The 12179-nt window shown below is 67.3% G+C and carries 11 protein-coding genes and 1 pseudogene; 4 read left to right on the forward strand and 8 right to left on the reverse strand.

Annotation, left to right across the window (positions count from 1 at the left end):
* The first annotated feature begins 52 nt into the window (after window positions 1-52).
* A complete protein-coding gene (locus tag G4G28_RS13445; RefSeq protein WP_182988650.1) occupies window positions 53-1234 on the forward strand; it encodes an ABC transporter substrate-binding protein in 1182 nt (393 codons plus the stop codon).
* Between the two features lie 203 nt (window positions 1235-1437).
* Here G4G28_RS13445 and G4G28_RS13450 read toward each other — a convergent pair whose 3' ends face one another.
* From G4G28_RS13450 to G4G28_RS13460, 3 genes and pseudogenes are all read right to left on the reverse strand, one after another.
* The gene (locus G4G28_RS13450; RefSeq protein ID WP_182988651.1) at window positions 1438-2643 is read right to left on the reverse strand and encodes a CaiB/BaiF CoA-transferase family protein; all 1206 of its coding nucleotides are present in this window, start codon (window positions 2641-2643) and stop codon (window positions 1438-1440) included.
* A gap of 73 nt (window positions 2644-2716) precedes the next feature.
* Window positions 2717-3871, reverse strand: a pseudogene (locus G4G28_RS13455) (acyl-CoA dehydrogenase family protein).
* 19 nt (window positions 3872-3890) lie between these two features.
* The gene (locus G4G28_RS13460) at window positions 3891-5099 is read right to left on the reverse strand and encodes an acyl-CoA dehydrogenase family protein (protein ID WP_182988652.1); all 1209 of its coding nucleotides are present in this window, start codon (window positions 5097-5099) and stop codon (window positions 3891-3893) included.
* Window positions 5100-5403: 304 nt separating this feature from the next.
* On the opposite strand from G4G28_RS13460, the gene G4G28_RS13465 reads away from it, so the two are divergent.
* From G4G28_RS13465 to G4G28_RS13475, 3 genes are all read left to right on the forward strand, one after another.
* Window positions 5404-6147: a DUF2076 family protein gene (locus G4G28_RS13465; protein ID WP_183107454.1), complete on the forward strand. Its 744-nt coding sequence runs from the start codon at window positions 5404-5406 to the stop codon at window positions 6145-6147.
* A 91-nt stretch (window positions 6148-6238) separates the two neighbouring features.
* A complete protein-coding gene (locus G4G28_RS13470; RefSeq protein WP_182988654.1) occupies window positions 6239-7585 on the forward strand; it encodes an MBL fold metallo-hydrolase in 1347 nt (448 codons plus the stop codon).
* Complete coding sequence (locus tag G4G28_RS13475) at window positions 7582-8289, forward strand: hypothetical protein (RefSeq protein WP_182988655.1); 708 nt, start codon at window positions 7582-7584, stop codon at window positions 8287-8289. Before G4G28_RS13470 ends, G4G28_RS13475 begins: the two co-directional genes overlap by 4 nt.
* Window positions 8290-8301: 12 nt before the next feature.
* On the opposite strand, the gene G4G28_RS13480 is transcribed toward G4G28_RS13475, so the two are convergent.
* From G4G28_RS13480 to G4G28_RS13500, 5 genes are all read right to left on the reverse strand, one after another.
* Window positions 8302-8715: a hypothetical protein gene (locus G4G28_RS13480; RefSeq protein ID WP_182988656.1), complete on the reverse strand. Its 414-nt coding sequence runs from the start codon at window positions 8713-8715 to the stop codon at window positions 8302-8304.
* A gap of 40 nt (window positions 8716-8755) precedes the next feature.
* On the reverse strand, window positions 8756-9121 hold the full coding sequence (locus G4G28_RS24770; RefSeq protein WP_202033846.1) for a hypothetical protein: 366 nt from the start codon (window positions 9119-9121) through the stop codon (window positions 8756-8758).
* Between the two features lie 257 nt (window positions 9122-9378).
* Window positions 9379-11220 (reverse strand): acyl-CoA dehydrogenase, encoded by a 1842-nt coding sequence (locus tag G4G28_RS13490; RefSeq protein ID WP_182988657.1) that lies wholly within the window; start codon window positions 11218-11220, stop codon window positions 9379-9381.
* An 85-nt stretch (window positions 11221-11305) separates the two neighbouring features.
* Window positions 11306-11695 carry a DUF4280 domain-containing protein gene (locus tag G4G28_RS13495; RefSeq protein WP_182988658.1) on the reverse strand — a complete coding sequence of 130 codons (390 nt, stop codon included), beginning with the start codon at window positions 11693-11695 and terminating at the stop codon, window positions 11306-11308.
* Between the two features lies 1 nt (window position 11696).
* Window positions 11697-12050 (reverse strand): toxin-antitoxin system YwqK family antitoxin, encoded by a 354-nt coding sequence (locus G4G28_RS13500; RefSeq protein ID WP_182988659.1) that lies wholly within the window; start codon window positions 12048-12050, stop codon window positions 11697-11699.
* Between the last annotated feature and the right edge of the window lie 129 nt (window positions 12051-12179).

Raw genomic sequence — 12179 nt, forward strand, 5'->3', positions numbered from 1 at the left:
GCGCCGGGCAATCCCGTAACACCCACAACAAAGCAAAACCAAGGAGACATCCATGAAACTGCATGCCCGGTTTTCCCGCCGCACCCTCCTGTCCGTCGCCACCCTGGCCGCGTTCGGCCTCGCCGGCGCCGCCCAGGCCCAGGAAACCATCAAGATCGGCTACTCCGGTCCCCTGAGCGGCGGTGCCGCGCTCTACGGCAAGAATGTCCTGTCCGGCATGCAGATGGCCGCGGCCGAGATCAACGCGAAACCGCTCGATATCGGTGGCAGGAAATACAAAGTCGAGATCGTCGCACTGGACGATAAGTACAACCCCAGCGAGACCGGCATCAACGTCCAGCGCCTGGTGCAGCAGCACAAGACGGCGGCCGTGCTGGTGCCGCACTCGGGCGGCGTGTTCGCTGTGCAGGCCTTCAACGAGAAATCGAAAGTGCTGCTGCTGGCCTACACCAGCCTGCCCCAGGTGACGGAACGCGGCAACAAGCTGACGATCCGCATCCCGCCCGACTTCACCACCTACATCGCGCCCTTCACGAAAGCGATGATGACGAAGCATGGCAAGAACGTGGCCATGGTCCAGGCCGACCACGATTACGCCAAAGCCTGGGCCGCCGCCTTCAAGCCGGCCTGGGAAGCGGCCGGCGGCAAGGTGGTGGCGGAGAACCCGATGTCGTACAACAAGGCCACCGATTTCTACAGCGGCGTCAGCCGCGCCATCCAGGCCAAACCGGACGTCATGTTCCTCGGCGGCGCCTCCGAGCCGACAGCACTCGTGGCCAAGCAGGCGCGCGAACTGGGCTTCAAGGGCGGCTTCATCATCCTCGACCAGGCGAAGATGGACGAAATGGCGAAGGTCATGGGCGGCATGAATCAGCTGGAAGGCGCGATCGGCGTGATGCCGATCGCGAACGACGAGCGTCCGGAAGCGGTGGCTTTCACGACGCGCTTCCGCAAGCTCAATCCCGGCAAGGACCCGAGCACCGAGATCAGCCTGAACTACTCCGCCGTGCACGCAACGGTGAACGCGATGAAGCTGGCGGGCACCACCACGGATGCGGCGGCGATCCGCGCGCAGATGGAAAAAGCCTTTACCACCCTGCCGGCGGCGAACAACCCGAACGACATCGACGGGTTGGACGCCAAGGGCGGGACGATCGCCAATACGATCATCGGCGTGGTCGAGGGTGGGAAGATCAAGGGGCAGTTCCTGCGGGCGCTGAACGCGGGTAAGTGATGCCGCAGCGCGTCAGCCTGGCGATGCCAATGACCCCGGGCCGGCGCGGCGTGGGCACGGGGTGCCCACCCTACGGGCTGGATACGTGTAGGGTGGGCGCCCCGAGCCCACACAGTGGCTGTCGAAGCCTGTGCAGCCGCTGTCGATCCTGCGTTCCGACGAGGTTCGGCGAGGCGCCAGCCGACCACTGACCTGTCGTTCTCTCAAAGCACGCCGCGCTGCCTGAGTCCGGCCAGCCGCTCCTCCGACAAACCCAGCAAGTCCTGCAGCACCTCGTGCGTCCCTTCGCCCAGCCCCGGCGGCGCCCGGCGCACGGGCAGGCGTTCGCCATCGAACCGCCAGGGCGACGCGAACACGTCGACGCTGCCTGCTTCCGGGTGCGGCATCTTCTGCACCAGGCCGGCGTCTTGCGAACGGCGCGAAGTCAAGGCTTCGTGCAGGCCCGCTACTTCGCCGCAAGGAATACCGGCCGCAGCCAGGGCGTCAAGCAATTCGCCGCGCCCGCGCCGAGCCAGTTCGCCCAGGATTTCCGGCATCAGCGCTTCGCGGTTCTTCGTGCGCGCCAGATTGGTGCGGAAGCGTTCGTCCGCCGCCAGGTCAGGGCGTCCGATCACATCCTTACAAAAGCGCAGGAACTGGCTGTTGTTACCGACCGCAATCACGAGCGGGCCGTCGGCCGCCTCGTAGACGCCATAGGGCATGATCGACGGATGGCCATTGCCGTAGCGCGGCGGGTCGCTCCCGCGCAGCAGGGCTTCCAGGCCATAGTAGGCGGTGATCATCAGGCCGCAATCGAACAGGGCCACGCCGAGGTGGCGCCCGCGCCCGGACTTTTCGCGCGCGTATAGCGCGGCCAGCGCTCCTTGCGCGGCGTACATGCCGGTCATCATGTCGACGGCGGCGACGCCGAATTTCAGCGGCGGCTGGGTCGGCTCACCGTTCAGGGCCATCAGGCCCGCTTCGCCCTGGATCACCAGGTCGTAGCCGGGGCGCGCCGCCTCCGGGCCGTTGCGGTCGTAGCCGGTGATCGAGCAGTAGACGAGGCCGGGCTGCTCGCGGCTGAGTTCCTCGTAGCCGAGGCCGAGTTTTTCGATTTCGCCGAACTTGAAGTTCTGGATGACGACGTCGCTCTTCTTCACCAGCGCGCGCGCCAGCTCCTGGCCTTCCGGCGTTTTGAGGTCGAGGCAGACCGAGCGCTTGTTGCGGTTGACGCTGTTGAAATACGGCGTCTCCGTGGACCCGATGCGCATGCCCCAGTCACGCGTGTCGTCGCCGCGCTCCGGGTGCTCGACCTTGATGACTTCGGCGCCCAGGTCGCCCAGCACCATCGCGCACCAGGGCCCCGCCAGTACGCGCGACAGGTCGAGGACGCGGACGCCGTCCAGCGGCAGGGAAGATGGACGAGTCACGCTGGGCTCCGTGCGGTGGTGAGGGCCGGGAGGATACACGAGCCGGCGCGGCCCGCGCCAGCGGCAAGACGGCTCACGCTGACTGGGCGCCGGCTGCGCGCCCGAGCGCGATATAGCGCGCCAGGTGATGGTCCTCGTCGCCCAGTTGGTGGTCGATCAGCACCAGGCGCTTGGCGTAATGCGCCAGCGGCAGCTCCTGTGTCATGCCGATGCCGCCATGCAGCTGGATGCATTCCTCGGCCACCAGGGTGCCGATGCGTCCGATGGTAAACTTGGCGGCGGACAGCGCCCGTTCGCGCGCGACCCGTTCGCCGTCCAGGCTGGCCGCGGCATTGATCACGCTGGACCTGGCCTGCTCGATCTCCAGCAGCAGGTCGGCCATGCGGTGCTGCAGCGCCCTGGAAGCTGCCGATCGGGACGCCGAACTGGCGTCGCGTGCGCAGGTAGTCGAGCGTCGCCGCCTTGGCCGCTTCCATCGCCCCCAGGCTTTCCGCGCACAGGGCCAGCACGCCGCGGCCGAGCGCGCGCTCCAGCGCCGGATAGCCGCCGCCCTCCTCGCCCAGCAAGGCGCCGGCGTCCAGGCGCAAATCCGTAAAACCCAGTTCCGCGACGCGGCCGCCGTCCATCGCCGGACAGCCCTGCACAAGCAGGCCGGGCGTATCGCGCGGCACCAGGAACAGCGAAATGCCCGCCTCGGCATCGACTTCGCGCGCCGTGCGCGCCGATACGACGAACAGCCCTGCCGCATCGCCGCCGGCGACCACCGCCTTGGCGCCGTCGAGTATCCAGTCGACACCGTCGCGGCGCGCGCTGGTCTGCACGCGCGCCGGCTCGTAATGGGTGCCTGGCTCGTCATGGGGTCAGGGGCGGCAATGACGGCGCCGGACGCGATCTCCGCCAGCACCGCCTTCTGCGCCGCGTTGCCGGCCGCGGCGATGCACTCGGCTGCCAGCACCGCGCTGCCCAGAAGGGGTTCCACCACCAGGCCGCGTCCGAGCGCTTCGAACACGACCGCGATATCGAAACCGGCGCCGCCAAAGCCGCCGTCCCTTTCCCTCAGCAAGGCGCCGATCGCGCCCAGGTCGGCGAAATGCTGCCACATCGCGTTCGAGTAACCGAGTGGCGAAGCGGCGATGCGCTGGCGCGTTTCGAAGCCGTACTGCCCGGCGATGAAGCGGTCCAGGCTGTCGGCGAGCATGCGCCGCTCTTCGGTATGGCGAAAGTCCATCGCGAGTTCCTTCCGTTTCCTACAGACCGAGGATCATCTTGGAGATGATGTTCTTCTGGATTTCGTTCGAGCCGCCGAAGATCGACAGCTTGCGGTTGTTGAAATACTGGGCGGTGGCCGCGGCGGCGAACTCGGGGCCGAAGCGCGGGCCCGCGTAGTCGACGTCGAGCATCGCCTGGCTGAACGGGCGCGCATACACGCCCATCGCCCTGCGCGTCAGCGACAGGATCTCCTGGCGGATCTCGGTGCCGCGGATCTTCAGCATCGAGCTTTCCGCCCCGGGCACGCCGCCGCCCGCCACCGCCGCGATCACGCGTAAATTCGTCGTCAGCATGTTCGCCAGGTCGATCTCGACCCGTGCCAGGCGCGCAGCAAAACCCGGGTCTTCCAGCAGCGGCCGGCCATTGCGCAGCTGGCTGGCGGCGATGCGCTTCAGGCGCGCCAATCCGGCCACGGAGAAACCGACACCGGCGATATTCGTCCGCTCGTAGGTCAGCAGGTACTTGGCGCAGGTCCAGCCGCGCCCTTCCTCGCCGACGAGGTTCTCGACCGGCACGCGCACGTCGGTGAAGAACACCTCGTTGACCTCGTGCTCGCCGTCGAGCGTGACGATGGGGCGCAGCTCCACGCCCGGCGTGTTCATGTCGATCAGGAGGAAGCTGATGCCCTCCTGCTTCTTCGCCGTGCGCTCGGTACGGACCAGGCAGAAGATCATGTTGGCGTAGTGGCCGAGCGTGGTCCAGGTCTTCTGGCCGTTGACGATGTAGTGCTCGCCGCCGGCATCGACAGCGCGCACGGCGCTCGTCTGCACCGCGGCCAAATCCGAGCCTGCGCCCGGTTCGGAGTAACCCTGGCACCACCAGTCCGAGCCGTCGAGGATGCGCGGCAGCCAGTGGCGCTTCTGCGCCTCGCTGCCGTACTTGATCAGGACGGGGCCCAGCATGTTCACGCCGAAGGGAACGATGCGCGGCGCGTTCGCCAGGGCGCACTCGTTCTCGAAGATGAATTTTTCGATCGGGTTCCAGCCAGGGCCGCCGTATTCGCGCGGCCAGTGGTTGGCCAGCCAGCCGCGTTCGTTGAGGATGGCGTGCCAGCCCGCCATGTCGGCCTTGTCCAGATGCTGGCCATTGGCGACCTTGTTCGACAGGTCCGCCGGCAGCTTCTCGGCCAGAAAGGCTCGCACCTCGTCACGGAAGCGTTCTTCGTCAGGGGTGAAATGCAGGTCCATGGCTATCCCGGAGTCAATGTAGCGCCAATATGGCAGTGCGAACCGCTGTGCGAAACATGGTTTTGCTTCAGGCTTTACGCTGAACGATACCGACTTCCGCCCGCACTGTAAACGTCGAGCGAGCCGATCTGCACACTATGCCGGGCGATGCGCCTGTAAATCGTGCGCCTTGCTGCCAGGTAGTTCCGCTGTGCAAAACAGGGCGGGGAAGTCCCCATGAAAGCAGATTGCGCTCGGCAAGCCTTGAAAGTGCGCCCGCTGGTCCAATATCACCTTAACATGCAGCCACTAGGAGGGTGTTTCCATGAGTCCGCAAGATTCCCAGCTTCTCCAGGATTTCCTGGACCAGCTCATCCAGGCGCGCGGCCTGCCGAAGGATCCGGAGGCCGAGGCCATGATCCAGAAAGCGGTCGCCTACCAGCCCGATGCCGCCTACCTGCTGGTGCAGCGCGCCCTGCTCCAGCAGCAGGCGCTCGACAATGCCAAGGCCGAGATCGCGTCGCTCCAGCAGCAATTGCAGGCGCGCGGCGGCGGCTCGGGCGGCGGCTTCCTCGATCCGCACTCCTGGGGCAACAGCGCGGTCAGCGGGCACAAGCCCGGGCGGCCAGCACTATCCGTCCCAGCATCCATCCAGCTACCCACCGAACTATCCGCCGCAGTACCAGCCTGGCTATGCCCGGGCACCGTCCGGCCGGTTCGGCAGTTTCTTCCGCGGCGGCGGCATGGGCGGCGGCATGGGCGGCGCGCTGGGCAATATCGCATCCACCGCGGCGGGTGTGGCTGCCGGCGCCTTCCTGTTCCGGGCCTGGGCAATTTGCTGGGCAACCATGACGGCAATGGCTTCCTCGGCAGCAACGAGGGCTTCAACTCGCTGGCGAACGGGGTTGAGGACGGCGGCAGCCACGCGTCGCTGGCCGATAACGCGTCGGATTCATCCAGCAGCCTGCTGGGCGGCGATGCGGGCGGCGGCGGGATGGCCGACGACCTTGGACTGGGCGATATCGGCGGCGACTTCGACGGCGGCTCGGACGACAGTTCGTTCGGCTGACGGCAGGTAAGAGGCCAGGCCTTGCCGGCACGGCGGTCTTGCTGCCGCTGTGTTAGCATTCGGCCGCCCGCCAGTCACGCCGCCATCAATCATGTCCCTCCAGATTTCCCGCATCCTGCACGCAGGCTACCTGTTCGCTTGCGAAGGTGGGCGAATCGCCTTCGACCCGATCTTCGAGAACCCGTTCAGCCGCAACTGCCACGCCTTCCCGCCGGTCGCTTTCGACCGCGAGCAGATCCGCGCGCTGCGCCTGGACGCCGTCTTCATTTCGCACTTCCACGACGACCACTGCTCGCTCGACAGCCTCGACCTGCTCGACCGCGCCACGCCGATCTACCTGTACTGCCTGTTCGACGAGCTGTTCGCGATGCTGCGCGAGCTGGGTTTCATGAACGTGCAGGCCCTGCGGCTCGATACGCCGGTCCAGGTCGGCCCGTTCACCGTCACGCCGCGCATCGCCATGGACGAAGAGGTCGACTCGATGTTCCAGGTGCAGGCGGCGGGCCTGAACCTGCTCAATGTCGTCGATTCCTGGATCGACCCGGACACCCTGCCCGCCCTGCGCGCGCTCGGCCCCTGGGACATGGTGCTCTGGCCCTTCCAGACCATGCGCGAGATCGAGGTGCTGTCGCCTTCGCGCGCGTCGCCGGCCCCCGCCATCCTGCCGGCCGAGTGGATCGAACAATTGCACGTGCTGGCCCCGCGCTACGTTGTGCCCAGTTCCTGCCAGTTCCAGCAGGAGAGCTGGTCCTGGTACAACCGCGCCTTCTTCCCGATCAGCTATCGCCAGTTTGGCGCCGAAGTCGAGGCTGCGCTGCCGGGCACCCGCGTCGTGCGCATGAACCCGGGCATCTCGTTCCGGCTCGGTGCCGACGGCCTGCTGCCGGCGCCGCCGCTGGACTGGGTGCTGCCGCTCGGCGACCAGGACGTCGATTACGACTACGACCCGCAGGCGCAGCCACCCTCCACCGCCGGGATCGCGCGCCAGTTCGCGTCGCTGGACCCTGGCCAGGCCACGCGCGTACGCGACTACTGCCAGGGCGGGCTGCTCGCACGCTACCGTTCGCTCGAGCTGCCCGAGGACAGCTATTTCGAACGGCCCCGCACCTGGCGCCTGTCGGTCTACGACCACGGGGGCGCGGGCACGCACTATCACTATCGCGTGCAGGGCGACGACATTGCGCTCCTCGCCGACGCGCCCGGATCGGTGTCCTGGGCTACCGAGATCCCGGCCGCGAAACTGCACGCGGCCTTGGTGCAGGGCGAATCGCTCACCTCGATGTACATGCGCATCAACGACACCGTTTTTGACGCCGAGACCGAGCGCGAGCTCGCATCGAGCGAACTGGTCGACGACCCCTTGATCCGCTGCCTTTTCGACGACGCCTTCGGCGCTTACCAGGCCGCGCAGCTGCGCCGGCTGAAAGAAACCCCATGACCATTACCATCCTGCCCTACCGTGCCACGCTGGATCAAGCCTGCGACTGGCTGGCGCTGCAGACGGACTCGCCCTGGACCCTGGCGCGCCTGCTCGAGCATGGCGTCACGCCTTATGTCTGGCTCGACTACGACCCGGCCCATCCGGACCTGTTCGGCGAGGCCAACGGCGGCTATGCCGCGCCCATTTTCTTTGAAGGCGATACCGCACGCCTGGCGGCCGGCAGCGAGGACGTCCTGATCACGATGACGAAAGATGCCTACAACATCGTCGCGCGCCTGCCCGAACCGGGCTTCCGGCGCCAGTTGCACGAGCTGCGCTTCCTGAAGAAGGACCTGGAAAAGCTGGTCAAGGCGGTCAAGCGCGCCGCGCAGCCGGCGCCTCCTCTGCCCGTGGCTGCCGAGTCCACCGCGGGCATCTACAAGGAGCAGGCCGTGGCCGCCTTCGGCGCGCTGGTAAAACTCGACCTGGCCGCCCAGCTGGCAAGCGGCGGCGGCATTTTTGGCGACGAAGGGGCGCGCATCAAGGCAAGCACGAAGAAGGCGAAGTCGAAGATCGTGTGGAATCCGGTGGTGCTGGCGCTCGGCCTGCACGACGTCTACCGCGTGCCGCTACGCGGTTTGCATCGCGCCTTTGCCGCCCACGACTTCCTGCAACCCTGGCGCGCGGAGTGGGAACGCAGCCTGGCCCTGCTGGGGCATTGATCCCGGGCCAGGCTAGGCGCCCCAGGTAAAGCTGGCGCTGGTGGCGGCAACGATGATGAAGCTGTTCGTGTTACTCGCATACAGGTAGTAAGCAAGCGCCCCGGCCGGCAAATTCGGGGGCAGGTAGGCGCTGATCGCCACCTGCGGGTCGGGCAGCGAGCCCTCGGCCGTGATCCAGAGCGATCCCCGCGCCCTGGCCGCGGCATCGAGCAATGCGGGTTCGACCAGGTAGAAACACAGGCCCGCGAATGTCAGCGTCCCGCGCTGGTAGTTGGACTGGCCGCTGCTTTCAGCCGAACCATACGGAATGTCGAAGGCGAACGATGCCGTTCCGCTTTCCCAGTCGATGGTCGAGGACAGCAGTTCCGCGTCGTGGAAGCTTGCATCCTCGTAGCGCGTGCCGAGCAGGCTGTTGAGCGACGTCATCGCAACGCTCCACTGCGACGCGCGCATGCGGGACGGAAGTTCATCGGATTGCGCTCCCGGCCTCGTAGTCGGCCTTTGCCGCCAGGTAGCGCCGCAATGCCGTTTCCGGGTCGAGCCCGGCCATCAGCAGGTTGACGATTTCGCGCTTGTCGGCCGAGCCGATCTCCCTGCAGGCGTCGCGGTGGGCACTGAAGTAGGCATACCACGACACCTCGGCCGGACGCTCCTTGCGCGGCTTGAAGCGCGCCGGCACCCTGGCGCTGGCCGCACGGGCGAACTCCGCCAGCTGCGCCGGCGCGCCCGACCAGTCGGCGCGTGCCAGTTCGCCCCGCAGCGCCTGCGCCTCGGGCCCGGTTGCCGCATCGGGGCATGCCGGGTGCACCGCCAGGGCGGCCAGGTCGGGCAAGCCCGGGCGCGGCAAAAATCGCTGACAAAACGCAGCTTGGCCGCGATGCCGAGCGGCTCGGCGCGGTCCATCGCCGCGTCTTTCGGGTCGAGGAAGCGCCCCAGTTCCAGCAGCGCCGGATAGCTGATCGGCTCCGCGCCGCGGGTGCGCAGGTGGTGCAGCAATGCGCCGACGAGGCGCGCGCCGATCTCGATGTCGTTGAGCGTAAGGGCAAACGCCGGGATGGGGGTGTCGGTCATGGATGTCGTCAAGTCAGTTCAGAACCAGGCATCGCGCATGTCGAGCGTGGTGGTGTCGAGGCTGGCCAGCAAGTCGAGTTGCTGCGCCACCTTCGGCAGCTCCCAGCGGAAGAAGTAACGGCAGGCCTGCAGTTTGCCATGGTAGAAGTCCTCCTCACGCCCGGCCAGGCGACGCGCCGCCACCAGGGCCTGCTCCAGCCACATCCAGGCGACGACCGTGTGGCCCACCGCTTCCAGGTACAGGCTGGCGTTGGCAAGCGTCTTGTTAAGGTCCCTGGTGCCGTAGAGCGCCGCCGTGACCTCCCTGACGCGGCGCCAGGTTTCATCCAGCTGCTGCGCCCAGTCCTGCAGTTCGGGCACCTGCGCCGCGCGCACGCGCGCGATGCAGGCCGCCACCTCGGCGCCGACGGCCTCGAACAGCGCGCCTTCCCCGATCACCACCTTGCGGCCCAGCAGGTCGAGCCCGTGGATGCCGTGGGTGCCTTCGTGGATGGGATTGAGGCGGTTGTCGCGGTAGAACTGCTCGACATTGTATTCGCGCGTATAGCCGTAGCCGCCGTGCACCTGGATCGCCAGGCTGTTCGCCTCGACGCACCATTGCGAGGGCCAGGACTTGGCGATCGGGGTGAGAAAGTCGAGCAGCATGCCGGCGTGCTGGCGGGCGTCAGGCGTGTCGCCGGTGCGCTGCTCGTCGACCAGGCGCGCACAGTACAGGATCAGTGCCAGCGCACCTTCGGTATAGGCCTTCTGCGCCAGCAGCATGCGTCGTACGTCGGTGTGCTCGATGATCGCCACCTGCGGCCTGGCCGGGTCCTTCTCGGCCGGATGGCGGCCCTGAGGGCGGCTGCGCGCATAGTCGAGCGCGTGGAGGTAGCCGGTGACGCCCAGCACGGTCGCGCCCAGGCCGACGCCGATGCGCGCCTCGTTCATCATGTGGAACATGTTGGCGAGACCCTTGTGTGGCTCGCCCACCAGGTAGCCGACCGCACCGGCGCGCCCGCCCGGCTTGAACCTGCCTTCGCCGAAGTTGAGCAGGCAGTTGGTGGTGCCGCGGTTGCCCATCTTGTGGTTCAGGCCAGCGAGCGCGATGTCGTTGCGCTCGCCGAGGCTGCCGTCCTCGTTCACCAGGTATTTCGGCACGATGAAGAGCGAAATGCCCTTCACGCCGGGAATGAGCTTGCCGTCCGGGCCGGGAATCTTCGCCAGCACCAGGTGCACGATGTTTTCCGCCAACTCGTGTTCGCCCGCGGAGATCCACATCTTGTTGCCGCGTAGCCGGTACTGGCGCTCGCCCTCGGGGCCATCAAGCGGATCCGGCTCGGCGCGCGTCGTGATGTCCGACAGGCTGGAGCCGGCCTGGGGCTCGGACAGGCACATGGTACCGAAGAAGCGTCCGCTCAATTGCGGGCGCACGAAGCGCTCCACCTGGCGCGGGGTCGCCGTTTTCAACAGCGTATTCGCATTGCCCATCGTGAGGAAGGTATAGGCCGAGGTCGCCACGTTGGCCGCCGTGAACCAGGCGGCGATCGCCCGGTCCACCACATAGGGCAGCTGCATGCCATCGAATTCGTAGTCCTGGCCCGCCGCCATGAAGCCGGCCGCGCAGAAGGCATCGAGCGCGGTTTTTACTTCCGGGATGATGGTGACCTTCTCGCCGTCGAAGTGCGGCTCCTGGCTGTCGCTCTTCTTGTTGTGGGTGGCGAACAGGTCGACCGCGATCTGCTCCGCGGTGTCCAGGGCCGCCGTGAAAGTCTCACGGCTGTGGTCGCGGTAGCGCTCGCGCGCGCACAGCGCGTCCACGGCCAGCCATTCGTAGAGCAGGAAGTCGATGTCGCGGCGGTTCAGGATGGTCGATTGCATGGTGTCCCTTGGCTGTGATGCGGTCTGGCGCAAAGGATAACCGATTGCCGGCCGTGTGGCAGCCGGGGGCAGCGGCGCGTCCGGCTCAGGGTGTCATCACCGTCCCTTGGCCGGGAGCCAGCACCCCGATCACGCCGCCCCACGCGCACATCAGCTTGGAATCGCTGTTCAGGGCCGGCATCGGCCCGACCATCACCGTCGGCGCGCCCACCATCCACATCCCCGCTGGCACGGGCATGCAGGGCATGGGCGTCAGTACGCCGAGGGCCGCCGCCGTGGCCGCCGCCACGGCAGGGTTGGCCATGCTGGTGCACACACCGAAGGGCGGCACGTTGACGATGGGCGCGCAGTCGGCAATGTTCGCGGCCGGCACCCCGCCGACCAGCACCCGGTTGGCAGGCAGCACCACCAGCGTGCTGGGCGCGGCCCCGAAGCTGCACTGCAGGCTGGCACCCATGCAGACCGCAAGCCCCATGCTAGGCCGCCTGCGGGAGGCCGCGCGCGTCGAAACGCTCGAGCACCGTCAATGGCACACCTGCGCCAAACTGGCGCCGCTCCGACATCGCACCGTTCGGATGGAAACGGCGCCACAAGCCGTCCGGCAAACCGCGTACATAGGTCGTTTCCTCGAACAGCAGCCCGTTCGGGTAGAAATCCTGCTGCAGGCCGTGCAGCTGGCCCTGGCGGTAGTGGGTGCGGCGCACCAGCACGCCCTCGATCGAGTAGAACTCGGCCGGGCCGTCGAGGCGGCCGTCGAGGAAGTGCAAACGCGCCGAGGGCCGGTGCGGCGCGTACAGGATGATGCACTCGCCCTGCTGCACGCCACCCACGAACGACAGTGCGGCCCCGGCGCCCCGTGCGCGTGCACCTGCAGCACGCCGTCGAGCTTTCCGTCGGCCAGCGCGCCCTGCATCTGCAGGGCGCCGTCCGCTTCGAGTAGTTGGAATGGCTGCCTGTCC

It is taken from the genome of Massilia sp. Dwa41.01b (assembly GCF_014171775.1).
In the GTDB taxonomy this organism is placed as follows: domain Bacteria; phylum Pseudomonadota; class Gammaproteobacteria; order Burkholderiales; family Burkholderiaceae_D; genus Telluria.